At 47.1% G+C, this 14,109-nt stretch carries 20 protein-coding genes and 1 tRNA gene; 15 read left to right on the plus strand and 6 right to left on the minus strand.

Annotated features, from left to right (window positions below; translation table 11 throughout):
* Nucleotides 1-198: 198 nt before the first annotated feature.
* The 10 genes from ARCVE_RS06810 to ARCVE_RS06855 all read left to right on the plus strand — a co-directional run bounded on the left by ARCVE_RS06810 (nucleotide 199) and on the right by ARCVE_RS06855 (nucleotide 8,247).
* Nucleotides 199-1,710, plus strand: coding sequence for a 2-isopropylmalate synthase (locus ARCVE_RS06810; protein ID WP_013684031.1), 1,512 nt, complete (start codon nucleotides 199-201; stop codon nucleotides 1,708-1,710).
* A 36-nt stretch (nucleotides 1,711-1,746) separates the two neighbouring features.
* Nucleotides 1,747-2,307 (plus strand): TIGR00288 family NYN domain-containing protein, encoded by a 561-nt coding sequence (locus tag ARCVE_RS06815; RefSeq protein WP_013684032.1) that lies wholly within the window; start codon nucleotides 1,747-1,749, stop codon nucleotides 2,305-2,307.
* Nucleotides 2,243-3,259, plus strand: a complete 1,017-nt coding sequence (locus ARCVE_RS06820) for an ATP-grasp domain-containing protein (protein WP_083809333.1) — start codon at nucleotides 2,243-2,245, stop codon at nucleotides 3,257-3,259. The genes ARCVE_RS06815 and ARCVE_RS06820 overlap by 65 nt, the downstream gene beginning before the upstream one ends.
* Nucleotides 3,256-3,966, plus strand: coding sequence for a dolichyl-phosphate beta-glucosyltransferase (locus tag ARCVE_RS06825; RefSeq protein WP_013684034.1), 711 nt, complete (start codon nucleotides 3,256-3,258; stop codon nucleotides 3,964-3,966). Before ARCVE_RS06820 ends, ARCVE_RS06825 begins: the two co-directional genes overlap by 4 nt.
* A gap of 52 nt (nucleotides 3,967-4,018) precedes the next feature.
* Entirely contained in the window at nucleotides 4,019-5,101 is a 1,083-nt protein-coding gene (locus tag ARCVE_RS06830) for a DNA topoisomerase IV subunit A (protein ID WP_048085753.1), read from the plus strand.
* A 41-nt stretch (nucleotides 5,102-5,142) separates the two neighbouring features.
* Nucleotides 5,143-5,313, plus strand: a complete 171-nt coding sequence (locus ARCVE_RS06835) for a DUF362 domain-containing protein (protein WP_013684036.1) — start codon at nucleotides 5,143-5,145, stop codon at nucleotides 5,311-5,313.
* Complete coding sequence (locus tag ARCVE_RS06840; protein ID WP_013684037.1) at nucleotides 5,310-6,488, plus strand: NAD(P)-binding protein; 1,179 nt, start codon at nucleotides 5,310-5,312, stop codon at nucleotides 6,486-6,488. Before ARCVE_RS06835 ends, ARCVE_RS06840 begins: the two co-directional genes overlap by 4 nt.
* A gap of 18 nt (nucleotides 6,489-6,506) precedes the next feature.
* Nucleotides 6,507-7,202, plus strand: coding sequence for a heme ABC exporter ATP-binding protein CcmA (ccmA, locus tag ARCVE_RS06845; protein WP_013684038.1), 696 nt, complete (start codon nucleotides 6,507-6,509; stop codon nucleotides 7,200-7,202).
* Nucleotides 7,189-7,842: a heme exporter protein CcmB gene (locus ARCVE_RS06850; protein WP_013684039.1), complete on the plus strand. Its 654-nt coding sequence runs from the start codon at nucleotides 7,189-7,191 to the stop codon at nucleotides 7,840-7,842. The genes ccmA and ARCVE_RS06850 overlap by 14 nt, the downstream gene beginning before the upstream one ends.
* Nucleotides 7,843-8,043: 201 nt before the next feature.
* Nucleotides 8,044-8,247, plus strand: a complete 204-nt coding sequence (locus tag ARCVE_RS06855; protein ID WP_013684040.1) for a histone family protein — start codon at nucleotides 8,044-8,046, stop codon at nucleotides 8,245-8,247.
* Between the two features lie 214 nt (nucleotides 8,248-8,461).
* On the opposite strand, the gene ARCVE_RS06860 is transcribed toward ARCVE_RS06855, so the two are convergent.
* Nucleotides 8,462-8,536, minus strand: a tRNA-Arg gene (locus tag ARCVE_RS06860).
* Between the two features lie 182 nt (nucleotides 8,537-8,718).
* Nucleotides 8,719-9,102, minus strand: a complete 384-nt coding sequence (locus ARCVE_RS06865) for a YkgJ family cysteine cluster protein (RefSeq protein WP_013684041.1) — start codon at nucleotides 9,100-9,102, stop codon at nucleotides 8,719-8,721.
* Between the two features lie 114 nt (nucleotides 9,103-9,216).
* On the opposite strand from ARCVE_RS06865, the gene ARCVE_RS06870 reads away from it, so the two are divergent.
* Together ARCVE_RS06870 and ARCVE_RS06875 are read left to right on the plus strand one after the other, a co-directional pair.
* Nucleotides 9,217-9,738 carry a YfcE family phosphodiesterase gene (locus ARCVE_RS06870; RefSeq protein WP_013684042.1) on the plus strand — a complete coding sequence of 174 codons (522 nt, stop codon included), beginning with the start codon at nucleotides 9,217-9,219 and terminating at the stop codon, nucleotides 9,736-9,738.
* Between the two features lie 80 nt (nucleotides 9,739-9,818).
* Nucleotides 9,819-10,532, plus strand: coding sequence for a glucose-6-phosphate isomerase family protein (locus tag ARCVE_RS06875; RefSeq protein ID WP_013684043.1), 714 nt, complete (start codon nucleotides 9,819-9,821; stop codon nucleotides 10,530-10,532).
* A 45-nt stretch (nucleotides 10,533-10,577) separates the two neighbouring features.
* Here ARCVE_RS06875 and ARCVE_RS06880 read toward each other — a convergent pair whose 3' ends face one another.
* The gene (locus ARCVE_RS06880) at nucleotides 10,578-11,282 is read right to left on the minus strand and encodes a hypothetical protein (RefSeq protein WP_232215782.1); all 705 of its coding nucleotides are present in this window, start codon (nucleotides 11,280-11,282) and stop codon (nucleotides 10,578-10,580) included.
* Nucleotides 11,283-11,320: 38 nt separating this feature from the next.
* Nucleotides 11,321-11,515 (minus strand): hypothetical protein, encoded by a 195-nt coding sequence (locus tag ARCVE_RS06885; RefSeq protein WP_156786031.1) that lies wholly within the window; start codon nucleotides 11,513-11,515, stop codon nucleotides 11,321-11,323.
* Between the two features lie 164 nt (nucleotides 11,516-11,679).
* Between ARCVE_RS06885 and ARCVE_RS06890 the strand changes: the two genes are divergently transcribed.
* The 3 genes from ARCVE_RS06890 to ARCVE_RS11810 all read left to right on the plus strand — a co-directional run bounded on the left by ARCVE_RS06890 (nucleotide 11,680) and on the right by ARCVE_RS11810 (nucleotide 12,343).
* On the plus strand, nucleotides 11,680-11,928 hold the full coding sequence (locus tag ARCVE_RS06890; RefSeq protein WP_048085757.1) for a type II toxin-antitoxin system HicA family toxin: 249 nt from the start codon (nucleotides 11,680-11,682) through the stop codon (nucleotides 11,926-11,928).
* A gap of 1 nt (nucleotide 11,929) precedes the next feature.
* Complete coding sequence (locus ARCVE_RS06895) at nucleotides 11,930-12,166, plus strand: type II toxin-antitoxin system HicB family antitoxin (protein ID WP_013684047.1); 237 nt, start codon at nucleotides 11,930-11,932, stop codon at nucleotides 12,164-12,166.
* Between the two features lie 105 nt (nucleotides 12,167-12,271).
* On the plus strand, nucleotides 12,272-12,343 hold the full coding sequence (locus tag ARCVE_RS11810) for a hypothetical protein (protein ID WP_394295114.1): 72 nt from the start codon (nucleotides 12,272-12,274) through the stop codon (nucleotides 12,341-12,343).
* Nucleotides 12,344-12,395: 52 nt separating this feature from the next.
* On the opposite strand, the gene ARCVE_RS06900 is transcribed toward ARCVE_RS11810, so the two are convergent.
* A complete protein-coding gene (locus ARCVE_RS06900) occupies nucleotides 12,396-13,175 on the minus strand; it encodes an NAD+ synthase (protein WP_013684048.1) in 780 nt (259 codons plus the stop codon).
* Nucleotides 13,168-14,085, minus strand: a complete 918-nt coding sequence (gene argF / locus ARCVE_RS06905; RefSeq protein WP_013684049.1) for an ornithine carbamoyltransferase — start codon at nucleotides 14,083-14,085, stop codon at nucleotides 13,168-13,170. Before argF ends, ARCVE_RS06900 begins: the two co-directional genes overlap by 8 nt.
* Nucleotides 14,086-14,109: the final 24 nt, after the last annotated feature.

Consider the following 14,109-nt stretch of genomic DNA (forward strand, 5'->3'; position numbering starts at 1 on the left):
AACTCTTCAACCCTCTATAAAGTCGTTAGCCTTAAAGCCGTAAAGCTGGTAGCTGGTGTGGCAGAGGTTGGATGAGGTGCTACAGGAATCGACATTATCCGGAGCAGTACGAAATGTAGAACGACATAGGGGCAACACTCAACAAAAATCTTTTATCCATTCCTTCGACTATGTGAAAGCTAAGCAAGAGGTGGTACAATGAGGACAGTATCTGTGTTTGACACGACACTAAGAGATGGCGAGCAAACACCGGGGGTTGCGTTCCCCCTGAACTATAAGATACAGATAGCGAAGCAGCTCGACAAGCTGGGTGTTGACGTAATTGAAGCGGGATTTCCCGCGGCCTCGAAGGGTGAGTTCGAGGCTGTTAAGACGATTGCAAACCTCGGTTTGAGTTCCAAGATCTGTGCTCTTGCAAGAATCGTTAAGTACGATATTGATGCTGCTTTGGATTCCGAAGCTGATATGGTTCACATATTCATCTCAACCTCAAAGATACAGATAGAGCACACTATCCAGAAAAGTCGGGAGGAGATAGTAAGGCTTGCCGTCGATGCGGTCGAATATATTAAAGATCACGGCAGAATCTGCATGTTCTCGGCAATGGATGCTACACGAACAGAAATCGATTATCTCAAGCAGATTTACAAGGCCGTTGAAGATGCAGGCGTTGACATAATCAATGTCCCGGATACCGTTGGAGTTGCAACTCCCTTCAAGTTTTACGACCTGATAAAGGAGCTCAGAGAGCATCTGAATGTCCCCATCGACGTTCACTGCCACAACGATTTTGGCTTAGCCGTAGCGAACACCTATGCTGCAGTTCTCGCTGGAGCTGATGAAGTTCAGGTAACAGTCAACGGAATAGGTGAAAGGGCTGGCAACGCGGCGCTTGAAGAAGTCGTCATGACTCTCCACGGCCTCGAAGGTATAAAGACCAACATAAAAACGGAATATCTTGTGGAGACCTCAAAGCTCATCGAGCGCTTCTCCGGCATAAAGGTTCCGCCGAACAAACCAATAGTCGGAGCGAACGCATTCAGCCACGAGAGTGGAATCCATGCCCATGGTGTGCTGAAGGACGCAAGAACCTTCGAGCCAGGAGTTATAACGCCAGAAATGGTGGGGCACAAGCGCAGAATCGTCATTGGAAAGCACGCTGGTAGGCACCAGATAAAGAAGATTCTGGAGGATGCTGGCTACCAGGTGGATGAGGAAAGGCTGACAAAGATAATGGAGAAGGTCAAAGAGCTGGGAGACAAGGGCAAGAAGGTGACCGACCTCGATCTGTTTGCCATAGCGGAAGTTGTACTCGGAGAGCTGAAGAAGGAGGAGAAGGCAATACTCGTCGATGAGGTTACGGTGCTGACGGGCAACAGGATTACTCCGACAGCTGTAATCAACGCGGAAGTTGAAGGAAAGAAGAAAGTTACGTCTGCAATAGGTGTTGGGCCGGTGGATGCTGCACTCAACGCTGTCAAGGAGCTTGCTGGAGAGAGCATGAGGATTAAACTCACGGAGTTCAGAATGGATGCCATAACCGGAGGAAGTGATGCACTCGCAGAAGTATATGTTACGGTGGAGGATGACGAGGGCAACTCGTTCACAGCCAGAGGAGCGGGAGCAGACATAGTAATGGCGTCTATAGAGGCAGTCATACACGCCGTGAACTACCTCATGCTGATGAAGAAGAAAAAGAAGCACGATTGAAAAATTTTTAAACTTTAACGGGATAGGCTGGTTAGCATGGCAATAAAAAAGAAACTCAGCTTTTCAAAGCTGCAGAAGATAAGGAATTACCTCTCATCAAGAAAGCAGGACAGGAGAAAGGTAGGTGTCCTTGTCGATGGGCCGAACATGCTCCGCAAAGAGTTTAACATAAATCTGCAGGAGATAAGGGAGATCCTTTCGGAGTACGGAGATATCAAGGCTGCCAAAGTCTTCCTGAACCAGTATGCAAGCGAGAAGCTCGTTGAGGCGATAGAAAACCAGGGTTTTGAGCCGATAGTCACATCGGGCGATGTGGATGTAAGAATGGCTGTCGAAGCTATGGAGATGATATACAACGATGCGATAGACGCTATAGCTCTCGTTACCAGAGATGCGGATTTCAAATCAGTACTCAAGAAGGCAATGGAGATGGGTAAGGAAACAATCATAATAGGGGCCGAACCAGGCTTCTCCGCTGCCCTGAAAAACTCCGCTGACATAGCGATAGTTCTGAACGAAGAGGACTTCGTTGATGAGATGGATGAGGAACAGGAAGAGGTGGAATACAACAGAAGTCATGAAAGTGTTCCTGTTTGAGTTTGCTACTTGTGTGGGGTGCGACGACGACAGCATTGCAGCGGAAGGTCTCAGCATGTTTAAATCCCTCTACGATGGTTTTTCTTCCTTTTCTGAAGTTCTGACCACTCTGCAGCCAGAAGTCCTGTTCGCCCTACAGGATGTTCCTGCTACGGTTCCCTCAAGTACCTCGACTCGATCCTGGGAGGAGAACTTCGTAGAACTATCCAGAGAGGCGGATTTCAGTCTCATCATAGCTCCCGAAGATGATTTTCTCCTCTACACTCTCACAAAGAAGCTCAAATCATATAATCTGGGCAGCAAACCAGCAGGAGTTGCAATAGCATCGGATAAATGGCTAACCTACCAAGCAATAAAGAGGAGAGCTAATACGCCAAAAACATCCCTCAAACCCCTTGACCCCCCATTCCTTATCAAGCCGCGCGTCTCGTGTGGTGGGACTGGGATCGCACTCCTGAACGATGCTTCGAAGATTCCTGAGGGACATATTGCCCAGGAATACGTAAAAGGGAAAAACCTGAGCGTTTCTCTTCTCGTAGGCGATGAGGTAAACGTTCTGAGCGTGAACGAGCAGATTGTGGAAAACTTCACGTACAGAGGAGCCGTTGTCCCGTATGCTGGAAACGCTGGAGTGGTTGCAGAAGTAATAGAAGAGGCCGTAAAGGCCGTTGAAGCAATAAATGGCCTTTTTGGCTACGTTGGAGTTGATATTGTGCTTGCGGAACAGCCATACGTCGTTGACGTCAATCCGAGGATAACAACTTCTGCCACGCTCTTTAGCAGAGTTTATAGTATTAATCTCGCAGAACTGCTCGTAAGGAACTACGAGGGTAAGACCATCCCGGAAATTAAGCCTAAACGAAGGGTCAGGCTTGTGAAGGTTGAAGCAAAGGAAGCAAATTTCATAAAAGCTGGCAGTTGTGGACTCAGAATGGAAGTGGTGGGACAATGAGCGGCAGAAATGAAATCAGCGTGTCTGTCGTTTTGCCAGCATACAACGAGGCTTCAAGGCTCGAAAATGCTGTCGGAGAAGTCGTCAAAGCCCTCGATGCAGCAGGCTACAATTACGAGGTTATAATTGCCGAAGACGGCTCCACTGATGGCACTGCTGAAATAGCTGCAAAGCTTGCGGACGGTAACAGAATCAGGCACCTGCACTCAGATGAAAGACTTGGGAGAGGAAAAGCCCTGATGCGTGCATTTGAGGCTGCGAGAGGAAGTATTGTAGCCTACCTCGACGTTGACCTCTCAACAGACCTGAAGCACCTGAAGGAACTGATAGACGCGATAGCCATTGAGGGTTATGACATTGCAATAGGCTCGAGGCTTGCCAAGGGTAGCAGAGCAGAAAGACCTGTAAAAAGAGACGTCGCCTCAAAGGGCTACAACTTTCTCGTTCGTTTTCTGCTCGGTTCGAAGATAAAAGACCACCAGTGTGGGTTCAAGGCGTTCAGGAGAGACATCGTCCTGAGTCTGGGTAAAAGGGCCAAGGATACGCACTGGTTCTGGGATACAGAAGTGCTCGTTCTCGCACAACAGGAGGGATTGAGAATAAAGGAGATCCCCGTTGAGTGGAGGCACGGCGGGGCTACGAAGGTGAGGTTCTGGAAGGACATTGTGTACATGTTCCGCCAGATACTGCGAATGAGGTTTGGGTAAGCCTGCCAAGCAGCACGGTAAGCTATTTTTACCAGACATCGAATTTTACTATGTGAAGGACATCGAAGCGAGATGCCTCGCATCCCTTCTCGGAATCGCAGAAAGTATGTACAACCAGATGAAAGAGGGCAGGGTACCGGAACTAAAAATAGCTACGCGAACAAAATACAACATAGAATACAACGAGGACAGCGAGGTATGGGTTTACGGCGACAGGAGGTCTGTTAGATCCGCAAAGACGGTAAAGGGAGCATACATGTTGCTCCGCATGGCATACGTCATCGGATTCCTGAAGGAGCAGCTCAACGCAAATAAATCTTCGACGCTCAGAGAACTTTACTACATATCCGAGAACTGGGGGATGGCCAAGTTCAATGAACAGCAGGAGAGCGATCGACTGGTTGAAGACCTCGAGATTCTGACAGCCTTTCAGCGTGAGCACTTCCACATAAGACCAGAGGAAGACGGAGCTACCGTTATCGGCCCTCTGAGAATCAGAGAGGAAACAAGGAGGGGTATGAGGGAGATACACTGCCAGGATGACGTTGGAGAGGGGGGCTACCAGATACCGGTAAATGTTGACAAGATCGAGTTTGTTGATCATGATGCGAAATTCGTCATAGCAATCGAGACCGGTGGTATGAGAGACAGGCTTGTGGAGAACGGCTTTGATGAGAAGTTCGATGCCATAATCGTCCACCTCAAGGGGCAGCCTGCGAGGAGCACGAGGCGTCTGCTTCGAAGGTTAAATACCGAGCTTGGTCTGCCTGTTGTGGTGTTCACCGATGGCGACCCCTGGAGCTATCGTATCTACGCTTCAGTTGCTTATGGCTCAATAAAGTCCGCTCATCTTTCTGAATATCTCGCAACTCCGGCTGCAAAATTCGTTGGGATAAGGCCGTCGGACATCGTGAAGTACGAGTTGCCGTCTGACAAGCTCACTGACCAGGACATCAAAGCCCTCAACGCGATACTGCAGGATCCACGCTTCAATACCGAGTTCTGGAAGAAAGAAGTGACGCTCCAGCTCGAATTAGGGAAGAAGTCGGAGCAGCAGGCTCTGGCAAAGTATGGCCTGGACTACGTTACCGACGTTTACCTGCCCGAGAGACTGACGGAACTCGGAATAATATAGCATCACAAACCTTTTAATTCTGACCATTCTTTTTTCGAGAAATGATCGTTACAACGAGCAGTTGTGTCGGATGTGCCTTCTGCAAGCTCGTGTGCCCGGAAGAAGCTATAGAGGTCTTTGGCAGGGCAGAGATAGACTCCCAAAAGTGTGTGGAGTGTAAGAAATGTGTTATCTACTGCCCCATTGAGGCAATTAAGGTAGTGGAAGAATGAAGGTGGCAGTAATTGGCTCGGGTCTGGGCGGGATGCTTTCAGCAGCCATTCTATCAGAAAAAGGCTTTGAAATCGATGTTTTCGAAAAACTTCCGTTTATCGGTGGCAGATTCACCAACATAGAGTACAAAGGTTTTCAGTTGTCAACCGGAGCCCTCCACATGGTCCCCCACGGAAGCAGGGGGCCGCTCGCAAAGCTCCTCAGGCGTGCAGGGGCAAAGGTTGAAATTGTTGATTCGAAACCCGCAGGGGAGGCCCTTTACAAGGGGCGAAGGACAGAGATACGAAAGAAGAAGTTTCCCCTGAAATCAAGGCTCAATTTTATCAAATGGTGCCTGAAAAGCAGGTTCCGGGAGGTTAAGATTTCGGAGTTTGAGAACGACCTCGATGACTTCAGCAGGGGCTTTCTCAGAGCTTTCCTCGGGTGGTCTCTGAGCATAACACCAGACGAGGCTATTTTTTCCAAAATCCTTCCAATATATCACCAGACCGTTAAGTGTGGGGGTCCCGGAATTCCCATTGGAGGCTGTAAAAGCGTTATAGATGCTTTAACCGAGATCGTAACAAGCAACGATGGGAGAATTCGGAAGAGAACTGGAGTGAAAGCAATAAAGCCGCAGGACTACGGATTCAGCGTCTACGCAGGCAAGGACATAAAGCACTATGACATCGTTATTTCAAATATCGGCCATGTGGAGACAGGAAAGCTGCTCAATAACGAATACGCAACGCATGTAGAGCCAAGCAGCGGTATTAAGTACTCGATATCCCTTAAAGAGCCTTTCATCGGCCATACTGGTGTGCTCTTTACCTTCAATACGAGGAGAATCTCTGGAATGAACGAGGTTACCAATGCAGACCCTAATCTCGGCAAAGGACATCTATTGATGGCCCATCAGCCCGTGCTGACGAACAACATCAGATATGAAATCGCTCAGGGTCTGAAAGACTTGAGGGAGATCCTCAAAGGGCACGAATATGAAATTCTCGCTATTCAAAGCTACAGCGATGGCTGGCCCGTGAACCGGGTTAAAGCCGGGCAGGACATAGGCTTCGAAACGCCGTACAGGAATCTCTACGTTGTTGGAGATGGAGCAAAGGGAGACGATATAGAAGTTGAGGGTATAGCCCTCGGAGTGGAAAGAGTAATCAAGAGAATAGAGGAAATGCCATAGGAGGTTGCAGGTGAAGCTATGAGAGTCATCGTGCTCAGAGACGTGATAAAGAAGTACGGCTATTTTACAGCTCTGAAAGGAGTATCCCTCGAGGTTGATGCTGGAGAGAAGCTTGCGATTCTCGGGCCAAACGGAGCGGGAAAGACCACACTCGTGAAGCTGATAAGCGGTCAGACGAGGCCGACGAAGGGAGACGTGCTCGTTCTGAACATGAAGGCTTGGAAGTTCAACGCGGAGCTAAGGAGAAAGATTGGTTTCGTCTCCCACAATCCCATGCTTTACGACGAATTAACTGCATACGAAAATCTGAGGTTCTACGGCAGGCTTTACGACGTAAAAGACCTCGAAAAAAGAATTGAAGAAATTTTAAAGCAGGTGAAGCTCTACGAAAGGCGGCACGCGAGAGTTAAAACTTTCTCGAGGGGGATGAAGCAGCGCCTCTCCATTGCAAGGGCTTTGCTCCACGATCCCGAAATTCTGATTCTCGACGAACCAACGAGCGGTCTTGATGTTGAGGGGAGGAGAGAGCTAATCGCATACCTGAAAAGGTACGGCGAAGGACGAACGATTCTTCTCACAACCCACGATATAAGCGAGGCTGTGAGTCTGTGCGACAGAGCAGTAATACTCCTCGATGGGAAAATTGTTGAAGACTGCAGGGCAAGTGAAGCTGAAGAGAGGTACATGAGGGTGGTGGGACTTGAAGGCAATTGAAATTGCAAAAAAAGACATTTTCATCGAGTTCAGGAGCAAAAATACCCTGAATCTGATGGTGCTCTTTTCCCTCGTAGCATCCATGATGTTCAGTGTGTCGGTGCCCGTCAGCGTTGCGAACGATGTCGCCCCTGCTCTGCTCTGGCTCATTTTCATCTTCGTTGGCATGCTCGGCTACGCGAGAGCGTTTATACGAGAGGTTGAGCTTGAAACCCTCGATGGCCTGAGAATCTCGCCCGTAAACCCTGCGAGCATAGTGGTGGGTAAGATACTCTACAACCTCACATTGATGCTCATAACTGAGGCAATAGTCCTGCCCATCTTCATGGGCGTCTTTGATCTTTCCATCGCAAGGTTAGACGCCTTTATCGCCGCCATCACTCTCGGGAACGTGGCCTTCGTAATAGCAACATCATCTCTCGCCATCCTCGTCATAAAATCGAGATCGAGGGAGCTTCTTTTGCCAGTAATAATCTTTCCAGTTGTGTTTCCAATAATTTCTTCCACGATTCTTGCCCTGAATCTCGCCATGCAGGGAGACGTTTCCGAAATAGGGCAGCCGATTTCGGTGATAACCTCTTTCAGCGTGGTAGCACTGGTTGTGGCTATGCTAACTTCTGAGTACGCCTTCACCGAGTGACTGCACATCTTCAGACGGAGACTGAACCTGATAAGACAGGATGACTGTATAATCAGATTAAAAGACACGTTTATGAAAGTAAAACTCATAGCAGCCAAGAGGTGACAGCCACTTCCACATTGCAGATGCCTCCTGAATGTTTGTCAAAAAGTATATATCGGTATAATACACAAGTAAAAGAAAAAGTGTGGTGGTGTCTGCATGTCCGAGCTTCCTTTTGCACCTGTGGACAGGTTGATAAGAAAGGCTGGAGCGGAGAGAGTTAGTGCCGATGCTGTGGAGAAGATGACTGAAATCCTCGAAGAGAGGGCGTTGGAAGTTGCGAGAAAGGCTGTTGAAATAGCCAGACACGCCGGAAGAACAACAGTCAAGGCAGAAGACATAAAGCTCGCAATGAAGATGTAATTTTCTACTTTTTTATATATTTTCTTAGTTTAATTGGGGTAGAGTTTTTCTGAAGTTCACGTCCTTCAGTTCGTCCATCATTCTTCTGACATCTTTAGGTGTTCTTATGCTGAGACTAAAGAGCGAGTTAGCGAGTTGGAAAAGTAAATTAGAGAACTAAAAGACGTAATCTTCAGCTTAATATCGTCGAGAAGTTAGGAGAAGAAGGATAAAGCGGACCCGGCGGGATTTGAACCCGCGATCTGCAGCTTAGGAGGCTGCCGCCTTATCCATGCTAGGCTACGGGTCCTCAAGGAATCTAAATTCTGAAGGGCGGCACGTATAGGCTCCCGGCTCTCAAGTCTGCCAGACGCCAGGCCAATCTCAGATAGCTACATCATACCCCTTCATTGTGCTTATAAAGGTTGTGCATCGGCTGAGCGTGTGGATTTTTTATTGATGTTCCTAACCACAACATCCTTACCCGATCACTCACCGCAGTCCTACGCCGTACACATCCTCTATGTGCCTTATTAACTCCTTTTCCACCTTCTTAACAGTAGCAGGCTTTACTTCCTTCCAGAGAGGGCAGAAATCGTGGACAGTCGCCCTATTCCGCTCCACGTCGTAGATTACCGGATAAAACCTGCAACCCTTTGGCCTGTGCTTGTATATCGAGCACTTACCATCTTTGAGAAAGTAGCATTTGCCATCGACGTTTCTGAGAACCCTTACACCATCCATCTCAACGCTAAACTCATCCCTGCTGTAGCCAAGACGCTCTATCCTCCTGACGTCTTCCTCACTGAGCTGCATTTCGGTTTCGATGCAGCACTCGTGGCATGCAATTTCCGCGCATCGCATGCGGACTTCCATAGCAGGCAAAAGGCCATAGCGTCCTAAAACAGTTTTCCATCATGGCCACTCAGCAGCCCCATTCTTGGTAAAGGAGGAACTATTTTAAGACAATACAACAAAAAATCCGGAGCCATGAGAAAGATAATTGTCACTGGCGACACGCATGTTGAAAGCTTTAAGGATTTGCCACCAAAGCTTGTGACTCTTATGAATGAAGCGGACATTGTTGTTCACACGGGAGATTTCACGGGCTACGAACTATACAGGGCGATGCACAAAAAGTACAACCTCAGAGCAGTCAGTGGAAATTTGGATGACGAACGAATAAAGACGGAAGTTCCGGCAGAGGTAACGTTCGAAGTTGAAGACCTCAGGTTTGGAGTTGTGCATGCCGGAAATTACCTGAATGAATTTCATGACTTGGGTTACAGGGCGAAAGAACTTGGCGTGGACGTTTTATTTTTCGGACACGTCCACAGATTTGTTGTGGAGAGGTTTGGTGATGTAGTTGTAATCTCTCCCGGGAGTCCAACAATTCCAAGACTTTCCGCTGCTAGCTGTGCAGAAGTTTTTGTTAATGGCAGAAAGCTGGATGTGAAATTTAAGCTCGTTCAGGATGTTGTATGCGGCGTGGACGTGAAGAGTTATGACTGATATCCGGTTATAGCGATATCCTCCCAGCCCGAACTCAAAAATACGCAAAGCAATAAATACCAACGGGGCAACAGGAAAACATGGAACTGGAAGTTGCAGGAAGAGTCTTCAAAGCCGATGTTAGAATGGCGAGTGATTTGCTTCCTGTTCTTGCGTATCCCGATGGGTTAAAAGACGATTTTCCCGCATACTACATGTTCAGGGACGTTTACTACAGTAAAGCCGACCACGAGAGAATACTCCAGCACAGGCTCAGGTTCGACATAACCGTAATTCCACCGGCGAAAATAGGAAAGGAATTCATAAAGACCTACGGCCACTACCATCCAGAGGCTGAAAAAGGGCTGAGCTACACGGAAATATACGAGGTTCTTGAGGGCGAGGCAATCTACATCCTCCAGCGAGCTATCAACGGCAAAATAGACGACGTTATTGCCGTGAAAGCTGAGAAGGGCGACAAGGTTGTTATACCACCAAACTACGGGCACGTGACGATTAACCCATCGAACAAAGAGCTCAAGATGGCCAACTGGGTTTGCAGAGATTTTTCGTCCATATATGAGCCCTACGCGAAGTACAGAGGTGCATGCTACTACTACACAGAGGATGGGTGGATTAAAAACGAAAGATATGGCGAAGTCCCTGAACTGAGAGAAGTAAAGGCAAAGATACCCAAGGAACTTGGACTGAAGAAGAGTGAGGAGATGTACACGCTCGTAAAGTCTATAGAGAAGCTGGAGTTCCTCGTGAAGCCGTCGAAGTTTGCTGAGATGTTCGAGGGGTTTTTTGAGTAGGCTAAAAAGTTCAGAATTTAAATATTTTTATATTATCTTTAGTTTTTATTTTTGGTATTGCTGACTTCCTTCCGAAGCCATTTTGAGTTTTTCAACATTCTCAAAGAAATTTTGGTTTAGAATGCCTCTTTCCAAGTCATTTATTAGCGCATAATAAAGTCTAAAATTTAACTCGGATATTACCCGAACAGGTTCTATTAGCTTATCCAGTTTCAAATACCTGACCTTAAAGATCCGCCCCTCTTTTTCGTAGAATGAATTCGGAATTTCATCGAATAACTTTGTGGTCGGAATTGTATATACTTGTACACCATCCATAATTCCACTGATCACCCCACTTATTTCCAAAAAGTCTCTTAGGATTGCAAATTCATCTAAAAAAATTGGTGTTGTAATAAATTTAAGGAATTCCAACACAGCCCCCGGTGAAGACGTGAGAATGAGAATTAGTTTTGCCTTGTAATTGGTAGAGAGTCTTAATTGATATCTCTTATTGAAATCAGATTCAAAATCTTGAATAAGTTTCCAGATCCAACTTCTCCACCCAGTAGATGACAAGATCAGATGTATATCACTCGAGTCTCCTATCTTTTTCATTAGCATTATTGCATCTTTTATAGTTAATTCCACCCTCTTCTCGCTGAGATACGAAACGTCGTTAAAAATACGCCTGACGAATTTTGCAATATCAGATTTTAGATCTGGATACGTCTCCATAATTTCTATTAGTAAGGCTGGATTAAATTCCACTAACCATTTGTTTGCTTTTCCTGGAATAGTTATTTTGATTAGATACTGTTTTTTTCAAGCTCGCGTAAATGCCTCTTTATGCCCCGCGGATCGGTTATATCGTATTTCTTTCTTAAATAAACTCTTAAATCAGTTTCATCAAAACCATATGGATGAACTAAGGCAAACCTCAATATCTCTTCTTTCGTTTTGCTAGGTGGGTTCTTCCTACCGGACGATTTTTTTCTTGACATAGGCATAAATACATTAATTAAGCCTTGATTATATGGTTTTTGTACCAGAACAACCTAGGATTTAGAATTCGATGAAAATCCATACCCCTTCTTTGAAGCTTTACAACCTTTGGATTTTGAAAATCTCAGATATGAATATATCAATCTTTGTCAGCAATGTTATCATGGATCGAAGAGAGATTCACGAGAAGCTGAAGAACAACCCAAAGAATGTTCGATTCGAAGAACTCTGTAAGGCAGCTGAACTTTTCGGCTTCAGATTTAGAGGTGGAAAAGGTAGCCACAGAGTCTACGTCAGAGAAGGGGTCAAGGAAATTCTGAACTTCCAGAATGTTAAGGGCAAGGCGAAACCATATCAAGTAAAGCAACTTTTAAAAGTAATTAAGAGATATAATTTGCTTGAGGAGGATTGAGATGCACAAGTACACGATTGAAATCTTCTACAGCGAAGAAGATGAAGGATACATCGCTGTAGTTCCCGAGCTACCTGGCTGTTCTGCTTTTGGTGAGACTGAAGAGGAGGCGTTAAAGGAAATCAAAATCGCAATTGAGCTATGGATAGAGGCTGCCAAGAAAGAGGGGAGAGAGATACCAAAACCTATGGGGAAAGAACTGCTCAAGGCCGTCATGGAAATAAAAGGCGAAGTTTAGGTGGTCTAATGTCTGAAATCACCGGTGTAACGTACTCAATCCCCAAACAGTTTATGGATCGCTTTTTAGGGAAGGGATGCGTTTATAAATATCGAGCTTAAGGACATCAGAAAATACGACAAACCCATCAAACCAAAGCGTTTCGGTGCCTGTTGGAGAGCAGTACTTGAGAAATAAAATATTATAGATTAAATATAACTCTGAAAAAGTTCATCCGAATTACCACTGACTAACAATCCAGTAAATCCCTCACCCTTGCCAAGGGTAGCGGCTCGCGCTTGTGTCTGCTGAGTTCGACCATCCTAACAACAGTCGCCACTTCCTCCTCGCTCACTCCTGCAACGGCCGGTATCTCCTCCACGCTCACTCCTTTCTCCATTGCCTTCAGAATTGCGTCGAGCTTCTCGTAGCTTATACCCATCTCTTCCTCGTCTGTCTGACCCTTCCACAGCCTCGCACTTGGCTTCTTCGTGACTATCCGCTCTGGAATACCAAGGTAACGGGCGAGCTGGAAAACTTCGGTCTTGTAGAGGTCTCCGATGGGCAGGAAATCAACGCCGCCATCGCCGTACTTCGTGAAGTAGCCCGCCATCAGCTCGCTCTTGTTCCCTGTGCCAGCAACGAGGAGTCTTCTCGAATTTGCGTGGAAGTAGAGGAGTATCATCCTTATCCTCGGCTTGATGTTTGCAACGGCTATCTTGTGCTCTTCTCCGAGTTTTGAGACAAAAGCGTTTACGAACGGGTTTATTTCTATAATCCTGTACTCGACGCCAAGCTCCTTGCAGAGGTTTACTGCATCTTCCACATCCTCTTTCGGCGTCACGCCTTCCTCGGGCATGATAAGGGCGAGAACAGAATCGCTGCCGAGCGCCATCGTGCAGAGCTTCGCAACGCAAGCGCTGTCAACTCCACCGCTAACACCAACGACGACACCCTTTGCACCTGCACTGCTAACGCAGTCTTTTATGAAAGTCGTTATGCGTTCAACAACACTGCCCCAGTCAGTCATATTCGCCGCCTATGAGCTTGAGAAGTATAGCCTTTTGGGCATGCAGTCTGTTCTCCGCCTGGTCGAAAATGACGGAGCTTGCGCCCTCTATGACCTCATCGGTTATCTCCTCACCTCTGTGCGCTGGCAGGCAGTGCATAACAATGACGTCCTCCTTGGCAACGTCAACGAGCTTCTTGTTTACTTGGTACGGGCCGAAATCTTTCAGCCTCTTCCTTTTCTCAGACTCCTGCCCCATTGATACCCACACATCCGTGTATATGACATCAGCATCCTTAACAGCCTTTACCGGGTTCGACTCGAACTTCAGATTTGCTTTCAGCTCTTTCGCCTTTTTTATGATGCTCTCGTCCGGCTCGTAACCAGAGGGAGTCGAAACCACGATTTCCATGCCTGCAAGAGCTGTAGCAAGAATCAGGGAGTTGCAGACGTTGTTACCGTCACCAACCCAGGCAACCTTCACGTCCTCAAGGCTGCCCTTGTACTCCTTAATCGTTAAAAGGTCAGCAATAATCTGACAGGGATGTTCAAGGTTGCTCAGGCCGTTTATGACTGGAACGGATGAATACGCCGCGAATTCCTCCAGTGTGGAGTGGTTTCTGACCCTCATCATGATTGCGTGGACGTACCTTGAGAGTACTCTGGCTGTATCCTTTATAGGCTCACCTCTGCCAAGCTGCAGCTCGTTCCAGCCGAGGTAAAGTGCATGTCCTCCGAGGTCGGTCATAGCGACCTCGAATGAGACCCTTGTACGCGTCGAAGGGAGCTCAAATATCATTGCAAGGCTCTTGTTCTTCAGGTAGTCCGTGACAACGCCCTTGTACCTTTCTGCCTTCAGCTTTTCAGCAAGCTCAAGAATTTCTGCAAGTTCTTCTGCAGTGAGGTCTGAGATCGACAGCAGGTGCTTCATGGCTCCACCTCGCAATCTCCATGC

Origin of the sequence: Archaeoglobus veneficus SNP6 (assembly GCF_000194625.1) — an archaeon.
Classification (GTDB): Archaea; Halobacteriota; Archaeoglobi; order Archaeoglobales; family Archaeoglobaceae; genus Archaeoglobus_C; species Archaeoglobus_C veneficus.

What these genes read in the sequence shown, in the direction of transcription:
- ARCVE_RS06840 (WP_013684037.1), top strand. Translation starts at nt 5,310, where the DNA reads ATGAAGGTGGCAGTAATTGGCTCGGGTCTGGGCGGGATGCTTTCAGCA.
- ARCVE_RS06870 (WP_013684042.1), top strand. Translation starts at nt 9,217, where the DNA reads ATGAGAAAGATAATTGTCACTGGCGACACGCATGTTGAAAGCTTTAAG.
- ARCVE_RS06875 (WP_013684043.1), top strand. Translation starts at nt 9,819, where the DNA reads ATGGAACTGGAAGTTGCAGGAAGAGTCTTCAAAGCCGATGTTAGAATG.
- ARCVE_RS06820 (WP_083809333.1), top strand. Translation starts at nt 2,243, where the DNA reads ATGAGATGGATGAGGAACAGGAAGAGGTGGAATACAACAGAAGTCATG.
- ARCVE_RS06895 (WP_013684047.1), top strand. Translation starts at nt 11,930, where the DNA reads ATGCACAAGTACACGATTGAAATCTTCTACAGCGAAGAAGATGAAGGA.
- ARCVE_RS06815 (WP_013684032.1), top strand. Translation starts at nt 1,747, where the DNA reads ATGGCAATAAAAAAGAAACTCAGCTTTTCAAAGCTGCAGAAGATAAGG.
- ARCVE_RS06865 (WP_013684041.1), bottom strand. Translation starts at nt 9,102, where the DNA reads ATGGAAGTCCGCATGCGATGCGCGGAAATTGCATGCCACGAGTGCTGC.
- ARCVE_RS06835 (WP_013684036.1), top strand. Translation starts at nt 5,143, where the DNA reads ATGATCGTTACAACGAGCAGTTGTGTCGGATGTGCCTTCTGCAAGCTC.
- ARCVE_RS06885 (WP_156786031.1), bottom strand. Translation starts at nt 11,515, where the DNA reads ATGTCAAGAAAAAAATCGTCCGGTAGGAAGAACCCACCTAGCAAAACG.
- ARCVE_RS06810 (WP_013684031.1), top strand. Translation starts at nt 199, where the DNA reads ATGAGGACAGTATCTGTGTTTGACACGACACTAAGAGATGGCGAGCAA.
- ARCVE_RS06890 (WP_048085757.1), top strand. Translation starts at nt 11,680, where the DNA reads ATGGATCGAAGAGAGATTCACGAGAAGCTGAAGAACAACCCAAAGAAT.
- argF (WP_013684049.1), bottom strand. Translation starts at nt 14,085, where the DNA reads ATGAAGCACCTGCTGTCGATCTCAGACCTCACTGCAGAAGAACTTGCA.
- ARCVE_RS06900 (WP_013684048.1), bottom strand. Translation starts at nt 13,175, where the DNA reads ATGACTGACTGGGGCAGTGTTGTTGAACGCATAACGACTTTCATAAAA.
- ARCVE_RS06855 (WP_013684040.1), top strand. Translation starts at nt 8,044, where the DNA reads ATGTCCGAGCTTCCTTTTGCACCTGTGGACAGGTTGATAAGAAAGGCT.
- ARCVE_RS06825 (WP_013684034.1), top strand. Translation starts at nt 3,256, where the DNA reads ATGAGCGGCAGAAATGAAATCAGCGTGTCTGTCGTTTTGCCAGCATAC.
- ccmA (WP_013684038.1), top strand. Translation starts at nt 6,507, where the DNA reads ATGAGAGTCATCGTGCTCAGAGACGTGATAAAGAAGTACGGCTATTTT.